Annotated in this window: 18 protein-coding genes and 1 riboswitch; of the genes, 5 read left to right on the top strand and 13 right to left on the bottom strand. The window is 42.2% G+C overall.

Annotation, left to right across the window (positions count from 1 at the left end):
- Positions 1 to 60: 60 nt before the first annotated feature.
- Positions 61 to 2,289 (bottom strand): NADP-dependent isocitrate dehydrogenase, encoded by a 2,229-nt coding sequence (locus L4C32_RS08550; RefSeq protein ID WP_428196453.1) that lies wholly within the window; start codon positions 2,287 to 2,289, stop codon positions 61 to 63.
- A 207-nt stretch (positions 2,290 to 2,496) separates the two neighbouring features.
- Here L4C32_RS08550 and L4C32_RS08545 point away from each other — a divergent pair, with 207 nt between their 5' ends.
- From L4C32_RS08545 to L4C32_RS08525, 5 genes are all read left to right on the top strand, one after another.
- Positions 2,497 to 3,123 carry a pseudouridine synthase gene (locus tag L4C32_RS08545; protein ID WP_428196452.1) on the top strand — a complete coding sequence of 209 codons (627 nt, stop codon included), beginning with the start codon at positions 2,497 to 2,499 and terminating at the stop codon, positions 3,121 to 3,123.
- A 112-nt stretch (positions 3,124 to 3,235) separates the two neighbouring features.
- Positions 3,236 to 4,348: a tRNA 2-thiouridine(34) synthase MnmA gene (mnmA, locus tag L4C32_RS08540; RefSeq protein WP_428196451.1), complete on the top strand. Its 1,113-nt coding sequence runs from the start codon at positions 3,236 to 3,238 to the stop codon at positions 4,346 to 4,348.
- A gap of 11 nt (positions 4,349 to 4,359) precedes the next feature.
- On the top strand, positions 4,360 to 4,977 hold the full coding sequence (gene hflD / locus L4C32_RS08535) for a high frequency lysogenization protein HflD (protein ID WP_428196450.1): 618 nt from the start codon (positions 4,360 to 4,362) through the stop codon (positions 4,975 to 4,977).
- Positions 4,978 to 4,999: 22 nt separating this feature from the next.
- Positions 5,000 to 6,367 carry an adenylosuccinate lyase gene (purB, locus tag L4C32_RS08530; protein ID WP_428196449.1) on the top strand — a complete coding sequence of 456 codons (1,368 nt, stop codon included), beginning with the start codon at positions 5,000 to 5,002 and terminating at the stop codon, positions 6,365 to 6,367.
- Between the two features lie 162 nt (positions 6,368 to 6,529).
- On the top strand, positions 6,530 to 7,675 hold the full coding sequence (locus tag L4C32_RS08525; protein ID WP_428196448.1) for a ribosomal protein uL16 3-hydroxylase: 1,146 nt from the start codon (positions 6,530 to 6,532) through the stop codon (positions 7,673 to 7,675).
- 54 nt (positions 7,676 to 7,729) lie between these two features.
- Here L4C32_RS08525 and L4C32_RS08520 read toward each other — a convergent pair whose 3' ends face one another.
- From L4C32_RS08520 to moaA, 12 genes are all read right to left on the bottom strand, one after another.
- Positions 7,730 to 9,862: a methyl-accepting chemotaxis protein gene (locus L4C32_RS08520; protein ID WP_428196447.1), complete on the bottom strand. Its 2,133-nt coding sequence runs from the start codon at positions 9,860 to 9,862 to the stop codon at positions 7,730 to 7,732.
- Between the two features lie 222 nt (positions 9,863 to 10,084).
- Positions 10,085 to 12,226 carry a methyl-accepting chemotaxis protein gene (locus L4C32_RS08515; RefSeq protein ID WP_428196446.1) on the bottom strand — a complete coding sequence of 714 codons (2,142 nt, stop codon included), beginning with the start codon at positions 12,224 to 12,226 and terminating at the stop codon, positions 10,085 to 10,087.
- Positions 12,227 to 12,390: 164 nt separating this feature from the next.
- Complete coding sequence (gene oppF / locus L4C32_RS08510; protein WP_428196445.1) at positions 12,391 to 13,380, bottom strand: murein tripeptide/oligopeptide ABC transporter ATP binding protein OppF; 990 nt, start codon at positions 13,378 to 13,380, stop codon at positions 12,391 to 12,393.
- Positions 13,380 to 14,345 carry an ABC transporter ATP-binding protein gene (locus tag L4C32_RS08505; RefSeq protein WP_428196444.1) on the bottom strand — a complete coding sequence of 322 codons (966 nt, stop codon included), beginning with the start codon at positions 14,343 to 14,345 and terminating at the stop codon, positions 13,380 to 13,382. Before L4C32_RS08505 ends, oppF begins: the two co-directional genes overlap by 1 nt.
- A gap of 37 nt (positions 14,346 to 14,382) precedes the next feature.
- On the bottom strand, positions 14,383 to 15,285 hold the full coding sequence (oppC, locus tag L4C32_RS08500) for an oligopeptide ABC transporter permease OppC (RefSeq protein ID WP_428196443.1): 903 nt from the start codon (positions 15,283 to 15,285) through the stop codon (positions 14,383 to 14,385).
- Positions 15,286 to 15,297: 12 nt separating this feature from the next.
- Positions 15,298 to 16,218, bottom strand: a complete 921-nt coding sequence (gene oppB, locus L4C32_RS08495) for an oligopeptide ABC transporter permease OppB (RefSeq protein ID WP_428196442.1) — start codon at positions 16,216 to 16,218, stop codon at positions 15,298 to 15,300.
- Between the two features lie 100 nt (positions 16,219 to 16,318).
- Positions 16,319 to 17,950 (bottom strand): ABC transporter substrate-binding protein, encoded by a 1,632-nt coding sequence (locus tag L4C32_RS08490; protein ID WP_428196441.1) that lies wholly within the window; start codon positions 17,948 to 17,950, stop codon positions 16,319 to 16,321.
- A 648-nt stretch (positions 17,951 to 18,598) separates the two neighbouring features.
- On the bottom strand, positions 18,599 to 18,793 hold the full coding sequence (locus tag L4C32_RS08485; RefSeq protein WP_428196440.1) for a hypothetical protein: 195 nt from the start codon (positions 18,791 to 18,793) through the stop codon (positions 18,599 to 18,601).
- Positions 18,794 to 19,243: 450 nt separating this feature from the next.
- On the bottom strand, positions 19,244 to 19,696 hold the full coding sequence (moaE, locus tag L4C32_RS08480) for a molybdopterin synthase catalytic subunit MoaE (RefSeq protein WP_428196439.1): 453 nt from the start codon (positions 19,694 to 19,696) through the stop codon (positions 19,244 to 19,246).
- Complete coding sequence (gene moaD, locus L4C32_RS08475; RefSeq protein ID WP_428196438.1) at positions 19,697 to 19,942, bottom strand: molybdopterin synthase sulfur carrier subunit; 246 nt, start codon at positions 19,940 to 19,942, stop codon at positions 19,697 to 19,699. It lies immediately after the preceding gene.
- Entirely contained in the window at positions 19,939 to 20,418 is a 480-nt protein-coding gene (gene moaC / locus L4C32_RS08470; RefSeq protein ID WP_428196437.1) for a cyclic pyranopterin monophosphate synthase MoaC, read from the bottom strand. The genes moaD and moaC overlap by 4 nt, the downstream gene beginning before the upstream one ends.
- Positions 20,419 to 20,437: 19 nt before the next feature.
- On the bottom strand, positions 20,438 to 21,424 hold the full coding sequence (gene moaA, locus L4C32_RS08465; RefSeq protein WP_428196436.1) for a GTP 3',8-cyclase MoaA: 987 nt from the start codon (positions 21,422 to 21,424) through the stop codon (positions 20,438 to 20,440).
- Positions 21,413 to 21,557, bottom strand: a riboswitch (molybdenum cofactor riboswitch). (Overlaps the previous gene by 12 nt.)
- Positions 21,558 to 21,617: the final 60 nt, after the last annotated feature.

Genomic DNA, 21,617 nt, shown 5'->3' with positions numbered 1-21,617 from the left:
ATACAAAAAAAGAGAGCAATAGTTGCTCTCTTTTTTATTCGTATCATCTAAAGTAAAATATTAGATCTTAGAGATAATACTATTCAGAGTAGAGCTTGGACGCATTGCATTTGATGCTAAGCCTACTTCTGGGAAGTAATACCCACCAATATCTGCTGCTTGACCTTGCACGACACTTAACTCTTCAACAATTTTCTGCTCATTATCAGCCAGTGTTTGCGCAATTGGAGTAAATTGCTGCTTCAGTTGTTGGTCTTCACTCTGTGCTGCAAGTTCTTGAGCCCAGTAAAGAGCAATATAGAAATGGCTACCACGGTTATCCAGCTGACCCACTTTACGAAGTGGTGATTTGTTATTCTCTAATAACGAACCCGTTGCTTTATCAAGAGCGTCTGCAAGTACTTGCGCTTTGTTGTTAGCCGTTAAACCACTTAAATGCTCTAAAGAAGCAGCTAGCGCAAGGAACTCACCTAATGAATCCCAGCGTAGATGGTTCTCTTTTTCAAACTGTTGAACGTGCTTAGGTGCAGAACCACCCGCACCAGTTTCAAACAGACCACCGCCATTCATTAGAGGAACAATCGAAAGCATTTTTGCACTGGTGCCCAACTCTAAAATTGGGAAAAGATCCGTTAGGTAATCACGTAAAACATTACCTGTTACCGAAATGGTATCTTCGCCTTTAGCAATACGATCCAAAGAGAAGTTCGTTGCTTCAACTGGAGAAAGGATTTGAATGTCTAAACCCGCGGTATCGTGAGTAGGTAGATAAGCATTTACCTTTTTGATCAATGCACTATCATGGCTACGATTTTCGTCTAACCAGAAGATTGCTGGTGATTGAGTAGCACGAGCACGGTTAACCGCCAGTTTCACCCAGTCTTGAATAGGCGCATCTTTCACCTGACACATACGCCAAATATCACCCGCTTCCACTGAGTGCTCGATCAATGCATCACCCGATGTTGTTACTACACGAACAGTACCATTTGAAGCAATCTCGAACGTTTTATCGTGTGAGCCATACTCTTCAGCCTTTTGAGCCATTAGACCAACGTTAGGCACACTGCCCATTGTTGTTGGATCAAACGCGCCATTTTTCTTACAGAAATCAATAACAGCCTGATAAACACCCGCATAGCTACGATCAGGGATCATTGCCTTAGTATCTTTCAATTTTCCATCAGGTCCCCACATCTGCCCAGACGAACGAAGTGCTGCTGGCATAGAAGCATCAACAATAACGTCACTTGGTACATGAAGGTTAGTAATACCTTTATCTGAATCAACCATCGCCAGTTCAGGCTGAGTAAGATATACCGCTGCTAAATCCGCTTCGATTTCTGCTTTCTTATCTGCAGGAAGCCCCTGAATTTTAGCGTATACATCCCCAATGCCGTTGTTGGCATCAACACCTAATTCAGCAAAAGTTGCTGCGTGCTTTGAGAAGACCTCTTTATAAAAAACTTTTACTGCGTGACCAAAGATAATTGGGTCAGACACTTTCATCATTGTGGCTTTAAGATGAAGGGATAGAAGCACATCTTCAGATTTCGCTTTTGCCGTTTCTTTAGTGAAAAAGTCTACTAAAGACGCTTTGCTTAACACTGAAGCATCAATAATCTCTTTATCAAGAAGTGACAGTTTCTCTTTAAGAACCGTCACTGCGCCATCAGCAGCAACAAACTCAATATTGACATCCGTCGCTTTATCAAGGGTTACTGACTTTTCACTTTCGTAAAAATCGCCACCTTCCATACTTGCTACATGCGACTTAGATTCTGAAGACCATACGCCCATCGAGTGCGGATTACTGCGTACATATTGTTTCACAGCAGCAGGAGCACGACGGTCAGAGTTGCCTTCACGTAAAACGGGATTTACAGCACTTCCTTTAATCTTATCGTAAGTTGCTTTAACGGCTTTCTCTTTATCCGTTTTTGCATCTGCCGGGTAGTTTGGCAGCTTGTAACCTTTTGACTGTAGCTCTTTAATTACCGCTTCCATTTGAGGCAGAGATGCACTCACGTTTGGCAGTTTAATAATATTGGCTTCCGTCTCAACAGCAAGTTTGCCCAGTTCAGCCAGCGCATCACCGATACGCTGTTCTTCTGTCAAATAGCTTGGGAAATTAGCAATGATACGACCCGCAAGTGAGATGTCTCGGGTTTCAACATTGATGGCAGAAGAGGCGGTATACGCTTGGATAATTGGAAGCAGAGAGTGCGTTGCTAACGCAGGCGCTTCATCCGTAATCGTATAAATAATTTTTGATGGTTCAGTCGACATGAAATTTCCCTATTTAAAATAAACAATACCTACAACAAAAACGTATAATATATTCAAAGCATTTCAATTTACTATAAATTGACAATCAAAATATTTGAACATAACCGTTTGATAAAATATCTCTGTTTAAGCGAGCATAATACCTAATTTCCACAGTGTTTTAAACAGCGACTCACAAACGGTTCACATTTTTGCAAGGCAGTTAACATGACATTCAAGCGCACTCCGTACTGGAAAAAAAGTAAAGTTCAAAAAGAGCAAAAAAGCCAAAAAGTTCGGCCTGCGCTGAAAGATCGCAAAGTCCTTATTTTTAATAAACCTTTTGACACGCTGAGCCAATTTACTGACGATCAACATCGTCAAACTTTAGCGGACTTTATCGATGTAAAAGATGTTTACCCTGCCGGAAGATTGGATCGTGATAGTGAAGGATTATTAATTCTCACCAACGACGGTGTTCTGCAAGCTAGGCTCACCCAGCCGTCATCCAAATCGCCAAAAACCTATTGGGTACAAGTTGAAGGTGAACCTAGCGAATCAGATTTGGAAAAATTGCGTATCGGAGTTGAGCTAAAAGACGGTATGACTCTGCCCGCAGATATCTCCATCATGTCACCACCTGATGTATGGGAACGTGTTCCACCTGTTCGTTTTAGAGCAAATATTCCTACAACTTGGCTATCAATCACCATTATCGAAGGTCGTAACCGCCAAGTGCGCAGAATGACGGCTTGTATTGGCTTCCCTACCCTACGTCTGATCCGTTATAAAATGGGAGATTGGAGTATTGAGGATGTAGAGCATGGAAAATGGAAACAGGTGTCAACACATTAACAGCCACTCGCAAAGGTTAATGTGATTTTAATCTCGGATCTGTCCCCTGCAAATTGTTTCTGATAGAATCAGCGCCCAGAACTAGTGTAGAGATTAAAGTGGTGTTTTTATAATGTCAGACAACAGTCAAAAAAAAGTGATCGTCGGTATGTCCGGCGGGGTTGATTCTTCCGTATCTGCTTACCTTCTTCAACAACAGGGCTACCAAGTGGAAGGCCTATTCATGAAGAACTGGGAAGAAGATGATAATGAAGAGTACTGCACTGCCGCTGAAGATCTTGCTGATGCCCAATCCGTGTGTGACAAATTAGGGATCACTCTACACACCATCAACTTTGCTTCAGAATACTGGGACAATGTTTTTGAGTATTTTCTGGAAGAATATAAAGCGGGTCGTACACCTAACCCTGATATCCTTTGTAATAAAGAGATAAAGTTCAAAGCATTTCTAGAATTTGCTGATGAAGTCTTGGACGCCGATTTTATTGCGATGGGACACTATGTCGATCGCACCTTCCCTACTTCTCGCTCTGAATTACCTCAGATGTTACGTGGTAAGGATAGCAATAAAGATCAAAGCTACTTCCTCTATACCCTAAGTCATGAGCAAATAGCTCGCAGCCTATTCCCTGTTGGCCAAATTGAAAAACCTGAAGTAAGACGCATTGCTGAAGAGCAAGGTCTGATTACGGCAAAGAAAAAAGACTCTACGGGTATCTGTTTCATTGGTGAGCGCAAATTTACTGAGTTCCTCTCCAAATATCTACCGGCTCAACCGGGCAATATAGAAACACCTGAAGGCCAAGTCATTGGCCAACACCAAGGTTTGATGTATCACACCCTAGGGCAACGTAAAGGGCTACACATTGGTGGCCAAAAAGGCGGTGGCGGCAATGAAGACCCTTGGTTTGTTGCTGAAAAAGATCTGAAGCGTAATGTGTTAATTGCCGTTCAGGGTAAAGATCACCCGTTACTAAAATCAAATGGTTTACTTGCCTCTCAACTGCATTGGGTTGATAGAAAAGCAATCACCGAACCACTGATCTGTACAGTGAAAACACGCTATCGTCAGGACGATCTTCCGTGTACCATAATCCCCATTGATGACGACAACATTAAAGTTATTTTTGATGAGCCTCAAATTGCCGTGACCCCTGGACAGTCTGCTGTTTTCTATAAAGAGAATATCTGTCTTGGTGGCGGTATTATTGAAGAACGAATTTAAGGAGTATTGTTTTGGCCAATAGCATTTATGATCGCACTTTAGCTTTTGCTGGATTATGTCAAGCGGTCTCTCTGGTTCAAAAAGTTGCGACAGAGGGCAGCTGTGATCAGCAAGCTTTTAATACCTCCATTAATGCTATTATTGAAACCAACCCGAACAATACTCTAGGAGTGTTTGGCTCTGAAGAGCAATTACGAATTGGTCTTGAGTGCCTCGTTCGTGATTTTGAAAATACCCCTTCAGGCAGCGAATTGACCCGCTATCTGATCAGCATTATGTCTCTAGAACATAAACTGTCTGCCAAAAATGAGAACTTAACCGCTCTAGGTCAACGCATTGAAACCATTCAACGCCAACTCGATCATTTTGATATCAATGATGAACAGATGTTGAGTAACATCGCCAGTATTTACCTCGATATCGTCAGCCCAATGGGACCTAGAATACAGGTCACAGGCACCCCTTCAATTTTGCAACAAACCCTATGCCAACATAAAGTACGAGCACTGCTGCTTTCAGGCATTCGCTGTTCTGTACTGTGGCGTCAGGTTGGTGGTAAAAAACGACACTTGATTTTCGGCCGTAAAAAGATGGTCGAACAAGCAAAAATCATTCTAGCTCGAAACTAACACTCAAATCAGGAGAGAGATAATGGAACTGTCAGCATTGACTGCTGTTTCGCCGGTAGACGGCCGCTACGGAAGTAAAACGATTGCGTTACGCAGCATTTTCAGTGAGTACGGTCTCCTTAAGTACCGTACCGTTGTTGAAGTACGTTGGTTACAGAAGCTTGCAGCGACCTCTGCGATTGCAGAAGTCCCTGCATTTAGTGCTGAAGCGAACCAATATCTAGATAAAATTGCCGCCGAGTTCAGTGAAAAAGATGCACTGCGCATTAAAGAGATTGAACGTACCACCAATCATGATGTTAAAGCGGTTGAATACTTCCTGAAAGAGAAAGTAGCTGATGTTGCTGAACTGCACGCTGTTAATGAATTCATTCACTTTGCTTGTACCTCAGAAGACATTAATAACCTCTCTCATGCATTGATGCTTAAAGAAGCTCGTGAAACGGTTATGCTGCCTGAGATTCGCAATGTGATTGATGCGATCAAAAACCTTGCACAAGAGTACCGCACGATTCCATTGCTATCACGCACACACGGCCAGCCGGCTTCTCCGTCTACCATGGGTAAAGAGATGGCAAATGTGGCGTACCGTATGGAACGTCAATATAAGCAGATCGAAAATGTTGAGATTTTGGGCAAGATTAACGGAGCAGTAGGTAACTACAATGCTCACCTTTCTGCGTATCCTGAGATTGATTGGCACCAATACAGTGAAGAGTTTGTTACCTCTTTAGGTATTGACTGGAACCCATACACTACGCAAATCGAACCTCATGACTACATTGCTGAGATGTTTGATGCCTTAGCACGCTTCAACACCATTCTTATCGACTTCGATCGTGATGTTTGGGGTTATATTGCTTTAGGTCACTTTAAACAAAAGACCATTGCTGGTGAAATTGGTTCTTCCACTATGCCGCATAAAGTTAACCCAATCGATTTTGAAAATTCCGAAGGTAACTTAGGCTTAGCCAATGCGATGTTTGGTCATTTAGCTACTAAACTTCCTGTTTCTCGCTGGCAACGTGATCTTACTGATTCAACGGTTCTTCGTAATCTTGGCGTGGGTTGTGGTTACGCAATCATCGCTTATACGTCAACTCTGAAAGGCATCAGTAAGCTTGAAGTCAATCAAGCTGCACTCGAAGCTGAGCTTGATAAAAACTGGGAAGTACTTGCTGAGCCAGTTCAAACTATCATGCGCCGCTACGGTATTGAGAAGCCTTACGAGAAACTCAAAGAGCTAACTCGCGGCAAACGTGTCGACGGTGAAGGTATGCGTCAATTTATCGATAGCTTAGAGGTTCCCGAGCATGAAAAAGCTCGTATGAAGGAGATGACTCCTGCCAACTATATCGGTGAAGCTGTTAAGTTAACTGACGAGCTTTAAACGCTTTTAACTCATATCAGATTTAATGACAGGCGATTACTGAGTAATCGCCTGTTTTTTTTCATCTCTCTTCTGTGATTCCCACATGGATATTTCATTCGTTTGGTATTAAAATAGCGCCCGTCCTAATCACTGATTATCTTTCGACTAACGAGAAACCTCATGTATCAATTATCCTTTTCACTTGAAGAGTTCCTAGCTGAATTTTGGCAAAAAAAACCGACCATAATCAAAGGTGGATTTAACAATTTTCAAGACCCAATCAGTGCTGATGAACTTGCTGGTTTATCCATGGAAGAGGAGATCGACTCACGTTTTGTTTCCAATGAAAATGATCAATGGGATGCCAAACATGGTCCATTTGATGAGACGTTATTCAATTCGCTAACGGAAAAGAATTGGACTCTGATCGTCCAAGCTGCCAACCACTGGCATACTGAATCTGCACAACTGATCACTCCCTTTAGAAAACTATCCAACTGGCTACTTGATGATCTAATGATCAGCTATGCGGTAGAGGGCGGTGGTGTTGGACCACATATCGATCAATATGATGTATTCATCACTCAAGGGCTCGGTAAGCGTCACTGGCGTGTTGGGGCAAAAGATGAAGGACAATATACTGAAACGTGTCGACACTCAGCTCTACGTCAAATTGAAGGCTTCGACTCCATCATTGATGATATCTTAGAGCCTGGTGATATTTTGTATATCCCACCGGGCTTCCCGCACGAAGGCTATGCTCTTGAACCTTCGTTAAGTTATTCCGTTGGATTCCGCTCTCCTACCGAGCAAGAACTGCTAAGCAACTTTGCTGACTACGTCATTGCCAATGAGATTGGTGAACACCACATGCACCAACCAACACGACAGACTCAAACAGAACATGGCGTAATCTTGTCCTCAGATCTACAACAATTAACGGAAATGTTAACCCGTTCCCTACAAAACCCTACCGTCATAAAAGATTATATGGGGTGTTTGTTAAGTCAGTCACGCCATGTCATGGATATTGCGATTCCTGAAGAGGATTGGGAAGCGAGCGATATTCACAACCTGCTCATGTCTGGGGATCTGCTGGCTAGAATTGGTGGATTACGCGCCCTCTATAATCAAGGGGAAGAACAAACTGTTTTTATAAACGGAGAAGTGTTCACCGTTGCTGAAGATGAAACTGATGTCGTTCTTGCGTTATGTAACCACGAAGTTTTATCGAAAGAGAATTTAGGAGAGCAGGCAAAAAATCCTGCTGCCATCGCCCTCATTACTCAACTGGTCAATAAGGGTTATTGGTACTGCGACGAATAAATACAAAAAAGGCGAGTATGACTACTCGCCGTCTCCATTCTTGTTCGACTACATTTACTCTACTTTAAACTGCCCAACCAACTGCTGCTGCCTCTCAGATAAATTAGCGATATTCTGGCCAATTTTCTCCGAAGCGGTTGATTGCTCCAATAGTTTTTCACTCAAACTTCGAATATTCGACACATTGCCATTCACTTCCGTTGACACTGATTGCTGCTCTTCAGCTGCCCTTACTATCTCACTGTTCATGTTTTGAATTTCAGTAACCAATTCGGAGATCTCATTCAGACTGTCTACTGCTAGCGTAACTTGTTGAGCCGTTTCTACCGCTAAACTGTTACCCTCTGAAATAGCATGAACCACACTGCGAGTACCACTTTGTAGGTTATCAATAACCCCACGAATCTCGCCAACCGAGTCATGCGTTCGGCTTGCTAATTGCCTCACCTCATCCGCAACCACCGCAAAACCTCTGCCTTGCTCACCAGCACGCGCAGCTTCAATCGCAGCGTTAAGTGCCAGTAAATTAGTCTGCTCAGAGATCCCCTCTATGACGGATAAGATGGCCGTGATATTCGAACTATTACTTTCAAGCTCCGTCGCAATTGGCACTGCACTGGCCATACGCTCAACCAGATCTTGCATAGAGATTGCCGAGTTTTCAATAATGGTTTGACCTGAACGAGAAGACGCTTCTGCTTGCTTCGCAGCGGTTACAGCTGAATCAGCATTTTGAACCACTAGCCCTGCTGTTTGTGTCATCTCTTCTGAGGCCGTTGCTACCATATCAACTTCACGAAATTGTGACTCACTTCCCTGCTTAGATTCCGCCGCTATAGCGCTTGACTGAACTGACGTTTGACTCATCTCATTCGTCGCAGTAACAACCTCTTTAATCGTCTGCTGAAGCTTGTCTAAAAAACGATTAAACCATGTGGCCAGCTCACCAATTTCGTCACCAGATTTCACTTCTAAACGCTGGGTTAAATCTCCTTCACCGGTCGCAATATCTTTTAAGCGACTCACAACCTCTTTAATTGGTGCGACTAATTTAATCGCCGTAAACCACATGATGAGCAGTCCACATATTGTCACCAAAACACCAATAGTCATTTGGCTCTGAATAGCAGATGAAGACTGCTCCTCGATGATCTGATTAAGCGCAATCGAATCTGCCATTACCGCTTCTCGTGGCATCGTGATCACTACACCCCATGTAATATTACCCAGTGTCACTGGCATGAATACAGTTAGCTCTTGTTTATCATCACTCCAGACTGATACATCTTTCCGATCACGAGTCCATTGAGGTAGATCGCTCGGCAAACCAAAGTCCGCTGTTATTTTTTGAGCAATCTTCGTTTTATCGCCATCCCAAGCCACTAAGAAACCACTTTCAGAGATAATACTTACTTGGCCGACTCCATTAAAGAGTTCGCTATCGGCTTTTTCAATATACGACTGCAATTTGTCGATTTTTAAATCCAACCCAATGCTACCAATCACTTCATTACCATCAATCAGTGGTAATGTTAGAGAGGTTAATAAACTTTGTGTTTCAGTGTGTATATATGGGGTCATGATGCACATGTCGTTTTTTATCACGCTACATGAATACCAGTAGTTTCGCGCCTCACCATTTTCCACTATCGAAGTATCATTTATCTCATCGTCTGGAACGATGTAGACTTCAGGAGCGTTTTTCGCGTTTCGGTACCAATATGGAGTAAAGCGTCCCTTATCATTAGAACTGAGTCCTTCATCATCGATAAACAGTGCATCTACACCATCTAATTGATTATCTTCATAGATTGCAAACGAACCGTACACGATATCAAACTGTTCAACCGTATTTTCTAAAATCCCTGTTATTGAGCTTCGAAGAAATGCAGAGTCTGCCTGCTGACTCTTTGAGTGAATGCGAAGATAGGAGATATTCTCTCTCATCATCGCAGTCAAACTTGCCGCTTCATCTAAAAATTTTTGGACTAACGATGCTTGATTATTAGCTTCACTCAATAACAGTTGCAGAGATTTGCTTCCCACTGATTCAGTGCTTTGCAGTTGAATTTCATTCTGACTTTGTATTGAGGAGTAGATAGATTGCCCAATTAGCGAAGCTGCCACTAATAACAAACAACAACCTGATAATAGGGTTACCTTCCATTGTACAGATATTTTCTTCACACTATTCACCTAGTTATCAATTAACAACATAAGCAGAATAATGAATCAAACTAATGACAATAATAAGTYATATAATTTACATTTGTGACATCTATACAGGTTATAGTGTCAAATTATGATATTAAGTCAGAGTTAACACCTGACTTTATAAAGCAGTAAAAAATGTATGTGGATTTGTAGAAAAGAGTAACCAAACCACATTGCAGTTTGGTTACTTGATGATTATTGTACCTTAAATTGACCGACTAGCTCTTGTTGTCTTGAAGATAGATCAGCGACACGCTGTCCAACCCGTTCTGATGCCGTTGATTGTTCCAATATGTTTTGACTTAAGTCACGAATGTTAGAGACGTTACCGTTCACTTCCGTTGACACTGATTGCTGCTCTTCAGCCGCTCTTACAATACTACTGTTCATCTCTTGAATCGTACCGACTAGTTCGGAAATATGACTTAGGCTAGTCACCGCTTGTTGAACTTGTTCCGCAGTTCCAATCGCCAAATGGTTTCCCTCTGAGATCGCATTCACGACGCTACGAGTACCAGATTGCAACTGATCTATCACTTGTTTTACTTCACCGACAGAGTCATTGGTTCTCCTAGCTAGCTGCCTCACTTCATCTGCAACCACCGCAAAACCACGTCCCTGTTCTCCTGCTCTCGCCGCCTCAATCGCTGCATTGAGTGCCAGTAAATTAGTTTGCTCTGAAATCCCCTCTATCACGGAAAGAATTTCAGTAATGTCCTTACTATTTTTTTCAAGATCTGTTGCTACTGGTACCGCCATGGCCATACGATCAACTAACTCCTGCATAGAGGTTGCTGAGGCTTGAACTACTATTTGTCCCTCTGCCGCTGACTCTTCCGCTTGGGTTGCCGCTTGTACTGCTGAATCCGCATTAGAAACTACTAAGCCTGCCGTCTGTGTCATCTCTTCTGAAGCAGTAGCAACCATATCCACCTCTTTAAATTGAGACTCACTGCCCTCTTTAGAGTGTGCCGCTATTTTACGAGCCTCAATGGACGTTTTGCTCATCTCATTAGTCGCCTCAACGACTTCTGAGAAAGTGGCCTGTAACCTTTCTAAAAATCGATTAAACCAGGTTGCCAATTCGCCGACTTCATCTTGAGATTTTACGACTAAACGCTGAGTGAGATCCCCTTCGCCTGTGGCGATATCTTGTAGACGATTCACCACATCTTTAATCGGAGCCACTAACTTAAAAGAAGCAGCCCATATAATGAATAGACCAATTAATGTAACGACCCCTCCGGTAGAAATTTGGATAAATATGGATTCTGAAGCTTGTTTCTCGATCAATACTGTCAATGCCTGAGCGTCATGTACCACACTCTCTCTTGGCATAGTAATCACTACCCCCCAGTTTGACTGACTGAGTTTGATCGGCATAAACACAGTCAATGAAGCACCATCACGATCCCATAATGACTGAGTCTCTCCTTGGGATAGCCACTGATTAAGCTCTGAAGGTAATCCTATCTCGGTACTAATCGGTGTGCCTACCAATGATCTATCTTGATCCCAACCAACAAGTACACCACTGTGGCTTATAATGCTCACGCTGCCCGCACCACCAAATAAGGCTTGATCTGCTGCTAAGGCATACTCTTGCAGCTTCGACACCTTCAGGTCAATACCCATCACCCCAATAACCTGTCCCTCTTTGATTAATGGTACGGTGATGGTACTGATCAAGTTTTGCTGACCATTTTGTTCAATGTGGTAAGGATCCATCACACACATCTGTTTATTGCCAATAGTACAGTTATACCAGTAATTTCTTGCTTGACCACTGCTTGCGGCTGCAGAGTCGTTAATCTCTGCTTCGCTAATAATCGACATGGTGGCCTCCCCCTTTTCTTGGCTTTTATACCAATGAGGGGCAAATCGTCCGGTTTCATTCGCACTCACATATTCGGCATCAATATAGTTACCATCTTCTCCATCTAGCATATTCGGTTCAAAAACGGCAAAGGCACCGTGAATGTTATCGAAGTTTGTCACTGAGCGCTTTAGAAGCTCTGAAACGGTTGTTCTTAACTCGGAGCTATTGGTGTAGTTCTCTTCCGCATTAAATTGAAGAAATGAAATGCTTTCTGCAAGCATCTCGGCACGGTACATCGCTTCATCAAGGTATTGCTGTACCTGGGAGGCTTGAGCGTTCGCTTCGCTCAATAAGAGTTGTTGAGATTTGTTAACCACTGATTCAGTACTTTGTTGCTGAATAGCGGCTTGATTAGAGGAAGACGAAACAATCGAAAAACTGATGAGTGAAATAGCAACCAGAAGTAAACAGCAACCGGATAGTAGAGTTATCTTCCATTGGACTGATAGTGTGGACATTGTGCTCTCCTTGTCATAAAACTTAATACATCCCGACTTAATTACATATCGGTTATAACATCCATTTAATTAATAATACTCATTAAAAAAGGTTAAAGTGAAAAAAAGCGCGGCATGATATTCACTGCCGCGCATAAGCCTGTCACAGGCTGAACTTTAAGTGATTAAGGTACCAGTAAACACGATACTGAGTGGATCTCATCACCTTTTAATTGCGGTCTGTTTTGACTACATGTTTCTGTCGCCACTGGGCAGCGCGTTCTAAACACACAACCTGATGGTGGGTTAATCGGTGATGGCAAATCACCTTCAAGCATCTGAATGGTTTTTGCACGTTCAATTTTCGGATCAGGGATCGGTACCGCAGACATCAGTGCTTTTGTATAAGGATGTTGTGGCTCTGCAAACAGAGGAGCACACTCTCCAAATTCAACCGCATTACCAAGATACATGACCAATACTCGATCAGAAATGTGTTTAACTACTGATAAATCATGTGCAATAAACACTAAGCTCAAACCCAGTTCTTTCTGCAACTCTTTCAACAAATTAACAACTTGTGCTTGAATAGATACATCAAGAGCTGAAACCGGTTCATCACAAATAATCATTTTGGGTTTAAGAATCAACGCACGTGCAATTCCAATACGCTGACACTGACCGCCAGAAAACTCATGTGGATAACGGTTAATCACGTTAGGCAGTAACCCAACTTTATCCATCATCTCTTTGACCTGCTCTTTTACTTCATCTTTAGAAAGATTTGGGTAAAAAGTACGCAGTGGTTCTGCAATGATGTCACCGACACTCATTCGAGGGTTCAATGAAGCAAGAGGATCCTGAAATATCATTTGGATCTCTTTACGCTTAAGGCGCAGAGCTTCATCTTCAAGTTTGGTCAGGTCTTCTCCCATCCAAACAACATTACCCTCTGTGGCTGGCACTAAACCGATGATGGCACGTGCAAGCGTTGATTTACCACAACCAGATTCGCCCACAACACCTAACGTTTCACCTTCATAAAGCTTGATGTTAACACCATCAACGGCTTTTAGGTTAGCAGGTTTAGACCAAGGCCATGCAGACTTAGAGGCAATGCTGAAGTGCACTTTTAAATCTGTAATATCGAGAATTAACTTCTTTTCAGCTTCCATTACCAAGACTCCCATTCAGAAAAACAAGCACGAGCACGACCTTCACCAAATGGTGTCAAAATCGGAGACTCTTTACTGCAACGCTCAGTAACACGATGGCAGCGATCTTGATAAGGGCAACCAGGAGGCAGGTTAAGCAGATTAGGTGGATTACCAGGAATTGTTGGCAATACCTCACCTTCTGTATCAAGACGTGGAATCGCCTTCAACAGCCCCTCTGCATACGGGTGACTAGGTTTATAGAAAATATCATTAACGGTACCGTACTCCATGGTACGGCCAGCATACATAACAAGGACTTTGTCACAGCTTCCAGCAACCACACCTAAATCATGAGTAATCATGATAATAGCGGTATTGAACTCATCTTTAAGCTCATTCAACAGATCCATGATCTGAGCTTGAATCGTTACATCTAATGCCGTGGTTGGTTCATCGGCAATCAAAAGTTTCGGGCGACATAACAGCGCCATTGCAATCATGACACGTTGACGCATTCCGCCTGAAAATTCATGCGGATACATCGTAATACGTGCACGTGCTTCAGGAATTTTAACCGCTTCAAGCATGCGAACAGACTCTTCAAATGCTTCTGCTTTGCCCATACCTTTATGCAGCATCAACACTTCCATTAACTGATCACTCACCTTCATGTATGGATTAAGTGATGTCATTGGGTCTTGAAATATCATCGCTATCTGTTCAGCGCGAACTTTATTAAGCTCTTTTTCAGGCAAGTTTAGAATCTCATTGCCTTCAAACTTTGCACTACCAGAGATAATACCGTTTTTTGCTAATAGTCCCATCAGGGCAAATACAGTCTGGGATTTTCCCGAACCTGACTCCCCTACAATTCCAAGAGTTTCACCTTGTTGTAGAGAGAAGTTTAAATCGTTTACTGCTGTCACGTTACCATCTTGTGTGGTGAATTCTACGCGCAGATCTTTGACATCTAATAAGCTCATAATGCTTCCTGCTTAATATATTTAATAGCAGACAGTTCTATCTGTCTTTAGGGTCAAGCGCATCACGCAGACCGTCACCGATGTAGTTAAAGCAGAACAGTGTGACAACCATAAAGATTGCAGGGAATGTTAACTGCCAAATAGCCACTTCCATCGTTTGAGAACCTTCTTGCAATAGTGCACCCCAACTTGTCATTGGTTCCTGTACACCTAAGCCTAAGAAGCTAAGGAAAGACTCTGTTAAAATCATGCTTGGTACGAGTAGTGTTGAATATACTGCCACGATGCCTAGTACGTTTGGAATGATATGACGTCTAATGATGTTCCACTTACTCACACCAGATACATGCGCAGCTTCAATGAACTCTTTGCTACGTAGGCTTAATGTTTGACCACGAACAATTCGCGCCATATCCAGCCAAGCAATGGCACCGATTGCGACAAATATTAGGAAAATATTACGACCAAAAAAGGTCACTAATACAATCACCAAAAACATGAATGGAATGGAATATAGAATTTCCAAGATACGCATCATGGCACGGTCAGTTTTTCCACCAATAAAGCCTGAAGTCGCACCATATACAGTACCGATAATAACGGCAACTAAGGCCCCCATTACACCAACCATCAATGAGATTCGACCACCTATTAAGGTTCTCACATAGAGATCACGACCTAAGCTATCGGTACCAAATATATGCGTGGCGCTCGGTGCTTCATGCAGGGCATACCAATCAGTATCATCATAAGCAAATTCGGCCAACATTGGCGCAATAATTACCGCTAATGTAATTAGTATTAATACAAACAGGCTAAACATTGCTGCTTTATTTCGTTTAAAACGTATAGCTGCATCTTGCCAAAGGCTACGGCCTTCAATCTCTAAGTTCTCAGAGAACTTTTCAATCGCGTCTAAATTTTCTTTTTTAGTTAACATAGGATCCGTCCTTTAATAGCGAATTTTTGGATCGACATAAGCAAGTAAAATATCAACGATTGCATTGAAGATAATGAATAGGAAGCCAATCAGAATTGTTATTCCCATTACGAGCGAATAGTCACGGTTAAAGGCGGCGTTTACAAACAACTTACCAATGCCAGGCAGTCCGAAAATAGTTTCGATAACTACGGAGCCAGTAATGATACCGACAAATGCTGGTCCCATGTACGATACAACAGGTAGCATAGCGGGTTTTAGTGCGTGTTTGACAACGATGTATGAGTAGCTTAACCCTTTTGCGCGAGCAGTACGGATGAAGTTACTGTTTAAGGTTTCAATCATGCTACCACGTGTAATACGAGCAAACGTTGCTACGTAAAGCATCGACATACCGAGTACAGGCAGTGTCATGAACTTCCAACCGCCGTCGTGCCAACCACCTGCGGGGAACCAACCAAGATTAATAGAGAAGATATAAATCAATACCGGGGCTAATACAAAGGAGGGCATAACAATCCCTAACATCGCAGTGGACATTACTCCGTAATCTATCCAGGTGTTTTGCCGCAGAGCCGCAATGGTTCCGACACTGACTCCGAATACCACCGCAAAGATGAATGCAACCGCACCTACTTTTGCAGAAACGGGTAGTGCTGCACCAACCAATTCGTTAACAGTAAAGTCTTTATATTTAAATGAAGGTCCAAAGTCACCTTGAATGACATTGGTAAGATAAGTGGTGTATTGCTCTAATACAGGTTTATCTAACCCATATTTAGCATTAATGTTCGCCATTACCTGTGGGGGTAACGTACGTTCACTTGAAAATGGGCTACCAGGGGCAAAGCGCATTAAGAAGAAAGAGACCGTAATCAATACCAACATGGTTGGGATTGCTTCTAGGATCCTTTTTAGTATGAATTTAAGCATAAACTCACTCAGTCTGTGACAATTGAAATGAAATAGATACTACATGCAGTTTTCTGCATGCAGTATCTTAAGGTATTTTTATTATTATTAGATGGTGTACTTATTTAGCAATGATGTACATATCTTTAGAGTAGAGCTTATCTTCAGCATTGTTTACTGCGTAGCCACCAACATGTGGGTTAACTAGACGCGTTGTAACGTACTGATAGATAGGAGCAAGAGGCATGTCTTTCGCTAGCAATGCTTCTTGAGCGTAGTAGTACTTTTGACGCTCAGCTTCTGATGTTGCTTGAACCGCTTTCAGGGTCAGCTCATCATATTCGGCACTCTTATAGTGGATACCACCCGTCGTGTTTTTACCTTCCATTAGAGAAGTAAACGTAGATGCTTCGTTATAATCTCCACACCAACCAGCACGAGCCGCTTCAAAGTTACCCTGCTTCTTAGTTTCTAGGTACGTTTTCCACTCTTGGTTTTCAAGGGTGACTTCAACACCTAGCGTCTTCTTCCACATTGAACCAATGGCTACCGCAATCTTCTTATGGTTTTCACTTGTGTTGTAAAGTAGTGAGAACTTAAGTGGGTTTGATTCGTTGTAACCAGCAGCCGCTAGCAACTCTTTCGCTTTGGCATTACGCTCTTTTTGAGACATTTTACCGTAAGCAGGAAGCTCAGGACTGAAGTCAGCAATGATTTCAGGTGTTAGGAAGTAAGCGGGTTTCTGGCCTTGACCAAGAATCGCATTTGAGATGATGTTACGGTCAATCGCGTATGAGATCGCTTTACGGACACGAACATCATTAAATGGTGGCTTATGTGTGTTGAAGTTGTAGTAGTACGTACATAAGTTACCTTTAATTGCTAAAGAATCAGCGTGCTCTTTTTTCAAGCGCTTAAAGTGTTCATTAGGGACTTCGTAAGAGATATCTAACTCACCAGATAAGAAACGGTTCATTTCCGCTACTTGGTTTTCAATTGGTAAGAATGTTACTTTGTTTAGGACGGTTTTATCATTGTCCCAGTAGTTTTCATTACGAGTAAGCTCAAGACGCTCGTTCACTACCCACTTGTTGACAACAAATGCACCATTACCTACAAAGTTTTCAGGTTTAGTCCACTTATCACCAAACTTCTCTACGGTTGCTTTATGTACTGGTTTCACTGTTGTGTGTCCAGTCATCATAACGAAATAAGGTACTGCAGATTCTAACTTCACTTCAAAAGTGTAATCATCAAGTGCTTTAACACCTAATGTAGATTTATCTTTCTTGCCAGAGATGATATCTGAAGCATTGATCATTGTTGTCATCTCTAGGTACCAAGAGTACGGAGAGGCGGTCAATGGATCAACTGCGCGCTGGAAGCTGTATACAAAGTCATGAGCCGTGACTGGATCGCCATTTGACCACTTTGCATCTTTACGAAGGTAGAAAGTAAATGTTTTATTGTCAGCAGTTTCCCAACGTTCAGCAACGCCTGGGATAGTTTTACCGTCTGCATCTTGGTTTACTAAGCCTTCTAGCAGGTCACGAATAACGTGTGACTCTGGAACACCTTCTGTTTTATGTGGGTCAAGAGAAGCGACTTCAGTACCGTTACCACGGACAAGCTCTTGCTTGTCAGCCAGTTTTACACCAGCAGGTACGTTTGCAGAAAGTGCTGTAAATGATGTCGCGGCAAAAGATAGCCCAGCACCTAGAAGTAGGGCTTGAGTAATTTTATTTTTGTGCATGCTTTAAACTCCATTGTTTTTTATTGTTGCATCCATGTGTCTTCAATAGCAGAACGACTTGCTATCAGGGCTCATTGATATAATTCAACTAGAACCCTTTGAAGAGTTGCACCCAACCCTAGCAGCCATTATCAGTGTTTTCCACTATTTACGGTTATAAAGCGTAATAATTTTTAATGTTATCACAAATATCCATACATTCATCTGAATTATGATACTGCAACAGATGCTTTAAAACCACAAAACCAACTGGACAGCACTATACACTAAATTAACCTGCTTGTAACAAACTATCAGTTACAAACCCTGTCTACATCAGGCTATCCCGCACAATAGCCACATAATTTAAATGTTACGCAAAATAGTAACGATTTGGGCATTCAACGATTGGCTAACACGCTCGTGAATGAATATTCAGTCACACTATATCGATTATCTTTATTATTCCTTTATATACACCAACAAAGTTAACACTGATTCTCTCTCACTTTTTGCTCATTAGTGCATCACTATCTATCTAATAAATATGCCATAAGTCACCTATTATCTCTTTTTCTAAAAGGTGTTAAATCGTTAACAAATACAAGTGATGGGATTGGTTCTCCCCCCTCCCTCCCATCAGAGTATTATCCTGTTTTTTCCATTTTTTTAGATTAAGAAGAAGTGACCATTCAGATAGATGCAGCTTCTTAAGCGGTTCGTTATTATGGTTGAGCCCAGACAGGCAGTCAGCCCTTCAAGTAAAGTGTTAGGTGCTTCAAGGCTCTGGTGAATAGTCGCAAAGAGGTCATCTGCATGGTTTACTAAGATGAGAGCAATGGGCCATACTCTATTTATTTGCATCAGTTTCACCGGCCATGAACGTTAATAAATAAGAATATTCACTCGTTCAGCCAGTGTATTAACAATCTCTTGATCGGTACTATTTATATCAAGCAGTTCTTGAGTAGAGTAACGCTTAAACCCAAAAGAAAGCTGCATGGCATCAAGCTAACCTAGTGAGATATTGCGGCCTTTCCAGATTCATAAAGCCACTGTTTAAGTGCTTACCTAGAAAGGTGGGAAGACGTTAATTGGCTTTATGCTGTCTTGCCGTCCAAATCTCTTAATTTGAGTCTCTGACATATTTTGAAGCGATCCCATAGAGTAAATCATCGCTTCTTAACATCACCCGCCCCTTTTTATAACATATCTATTCACATCCAATGCTTTAAATCTCATTTTTTCGATTGATAATAAAAAAGGTAGCCTCGGCTACCTTTTTTATTAATATGTGACATGTCTCATAGGAAGCTAGGATTGTTGCTGCCACCTTTCAGTCGCTTTGTTATCTGCCTCTCTCGCATCTACCCAACGACGACTATCATTCACTTGTTCTTTCTTCCAAAAAGGAGCTTTTGTTTTCAAAAAGTCCATTATAAATTCGCATGACTCAAAGGCAGCCTGCCTATGTGCACTTGAGACACCAACGAAGACAATCTGATCGCCTAATTCTAAATCCCCAACTCGATGGATCACTCGCACCTTAAGCAGCGGCCAGCGACTTCTCGCTTGTTCAATAATGTCGGCTAATGCTTTCTCTGTCATTCCTGGGTAGTGCTCAAGTGATAGCCCTTGAACGCTGTCTCCTTGGTTGAAGTCACGCACTTTACCGATAAACGTGACCACAGCTCCCGCTTCTGAACCTTGCGCTAATTGTTCATACTCATGTGAAAGAGAAAAGTCTTCTGTTTGAACTGAAATCATCTAACCTCCGGTTACAGGGGGAAAGAAAGCAACTTCATCACCTGAGCTAACTGTGGAATCTAAAGAGCTGATCGTCTGGTTAACCGCGACTAGCAACTTTCCAGCCTCTAAAGCAAGCGACCATTTATCCCCCTTAAGTATGAGTTCACTTCGAATGGCTTCAACATTTTCATAGTTCCCTGTCAGCTCAACACTGTCAGTTCCGACGAGCTCACGAGTTTGAGCAAAAAATAGAACCTTTATCATTTTTCCACCTTGAAGTGACCTGACTTTCCACCTGTTTTTTCTAACAGGCGTACCTGTTCAATGACCATATCTTTTTGAACCGCTTTACACATGTCATAAATCGTTAGTGCTGCCACCGACGCTGCGGTTAATGCTTCCATCTCAACGCCCGTCTTACCTGTTAACTTACAACAAGATTCAATTCTCACCTTATTCAGTTCAGGCAACGCTTCTAACTGCACTTCGACTTTTGTCAGTAGTAATGGGTGACACAGTGGGATCAGTTCCCAGGTTCTCTTTGCTGCTTGAATACCAGCAATCCTGGCAGTAGCAAATACATCTCCTTTGTGATGATCCCCGGACACAATCAGCGCTAATGTTTCTGGTGCCATATGAACAAATGCTTCAGCTCGAGCTTCTCGAACTGTTTCTGATTTGGTAGAAACATCAACCATATTCGCTTCACCTGAAGCGTTGATGTGTGTGAAATTATTCATTACATCTTTACCTTAATTCTTAACCGCCAATAGAAGCCAAATGAGGGGTCATGCCAGAATGACCATCGTGCAAAAAGTGCCCTTTGGCTTTACCTTCTAATTGAGTTGAAATTCTTGAAATTAATTCAGCTTGCTGGTTGTCATGTTGGAGTAAGTCACGTAGATCGGTGCCGTAATCACCAAATAGACACATATGCAGTTTGCCTTTGGCTGAAATTCGCAGTCGATTGCAACTTTGGCAAAAATCTTTCTCATAGGGCATGATCAAACCAATTTCGCCCAAATAGTCTGGATGAACAAATACTTGTGCAGGGCCATCATTTTGGCTCTTAATCTTTAAGATCCATCCATTTGCAATCAGTTGATTTCGAATGCTGACACCTGACTTATGATGCTTTTCAAACATGTGGTCCATTTCACCCGTTTGCATTAACTCAATGAATCTAAGTTGAATTGGACGCGTTTTAATCCAGTTCAAAAATTGAGGCAACTCTTGTGAATTGAGATCTTTAAGAAGCACAGTATTGATTTTCACCTGCTCATAACCCACTTCAAAAGCTCTATCAATACCTGACATCACCTCATGAAATTTGTTTTCACCGGTAATCTGATGAAACATTTTTGGGTTTAAGCTATCAACACTCACATTAATATGAGTCAGTCCAGCCTCTTTCCAAGCAGCAACCTCTTTTTGCATACGATAACCGTTAGTTGTCGTGGCAATTTTTTTGATGTTATCTTGCTCAGCCACCGCATTAATGATCTCAACAAAATCTCGTCGTAGGCTTGGTTCTCCACCCGTCAGGCGGATCTTTGAGGTACCACAAGCAGCAAACGCACCAACGATACGTTTGATTTCATGAATATTAAGGAATGTCGGCTTCTTCTCTTCCCGATGATAACCATCAGGTAAGCAGTAAGTGCATTTAAAGTTACAGACATCGGTAAGTGACAGTCGCAAGTAGTAAAATTTGCGATCAAAGTTATCTTCGAATTGTTTTATCACGGAACACCTTTCCAAACACGGGAGGCCGGTTCATTTCCAAACGGACCCTTGTGACAACATCGTCACTGGCTCTATTGACTTATCAACCTATTCTTGAGGGACTTAGCGAGTAGAGCTCGGAGTTCTTGTAACCAGGATGGGCTACCAGTCACTATAAAATACGCAATATTTGAGTATATTTCCATTCTATAGA

The organism is Aliivibrio kagoshimensis (genome assembly GCF_050337105.1).
GTDB lineage: Bacteria > Pseudomonadota > Gammaproteobacteria > Enterobacterales > Vibrionaceae > Aliivibrio_A > Aliivibrio_A kagoshimensis.
The sequence above is the reverse complement of the archived record's forward strand: the minus strand, read 5'-3'. Positions and strand labels throughout refer to the sequence as shown.

Bases quoted from the DNA above. Each gene is read 5' to 3' on its own strand.
- oppF (WP_428196445.1), bottom strand. From the start codon at position 13,380: ATGGAAGCTGAAAAGAAGTTAATTCTCGATATTACAGATTTAAAAGTG.
- L4C32_RS08550 (WP_428196453.1), bottom strand. From the start codon at position 2,289: ATGTCGACTGAACCATCAAAAATTATTTATACGATTACGGATGAAGCG.
- purB (WP_428196449.1), top strand. From the start codon at position 5,000: ATGGAACTGTCAGCATTGACTGCTGTTTCGCCGGTAGACGGCCGCTAC.
- moaC (WP_428196437.1), bottom strand. From the start codon at position 20,418: ATGAATAATTTCACACACATCAACGCTTCAGGTGAAGCGAATATGGTT.
- L4C32_RS08545 (WP_428196452.1), top strand. From the start codon at position 2,497: ATGACATTCAAGCGCACTCCGTACTGGAAAAAAAGTAAAGTTCAAAAA.
- L4C32_RS08525 (WP_428196448.1), top strand. From the start codon at position 6,530: ATGTATCAATTATCCTTTTCACTTGAAGAGTTCCTAGCTGAATTTTGG.
- L4C32_RS08490 (WP_428196441.1), bottom strand. From the start codon at position 17,950: ATGCACAAAAATAAAATTACTCAAGCCCTACTTCTAGGTGCTGGGCTA.
- L4C32_RS08505 (WP_428196444.1), bottom strand. From the start codon at position 14,345: ATGAGCTTATTAGATGTCAAAGATCTGCGCGTAGAATTCACCACACAA.
- L4C32_RS08515 (WP_428196446.1), bottom strand. From the start codon at position 12,226: ATGTCCACACTATCAGTCCAATGGAAGATAACTCTACTATCCGGTTGC.
- moaD (WP_428196438.1), bottom strand. From the start codon at position 19,942: ATGATAAAGGTTCTATTTTTTGCTCAAACTCGTGAGCTCGTCGGAACT.
- moaE (WP_428196439.1), bottom strand. From the start codon at position 19,696: ATGATTTCAGTTCAAACAGAAGACTTTTCTCTTTCACATGAGTATGAA.
- oppC (WP_428196443.1), bottom strand. From the start codon at position 15,285: ATGTTAACTAAAAAAGAAAATTTAGACGCGATTGAAAAGTTCTCTGAG.
- mnmA (WP_428196451.1), top strand. From the start codon at position 3,236: ATGTCAGACAACAGTCAAAAAAAAGTGATCGTCGGTATGTCCGGCGGG.
- L4C32_RS08485 (WP_428196440.1), bottom strand. From the start codon at position 18,793: ATGCAAATAAATAGAGTATGGCCCATTGCTCTCATCTTAGTAAACCAT.
- oppB (WP_428196442.1), bottom strand. From the start codon at position 16,218: ATGCTTAAATTCATACTAAAAAGGATCCTAGAAGCAATCCCAACCATG.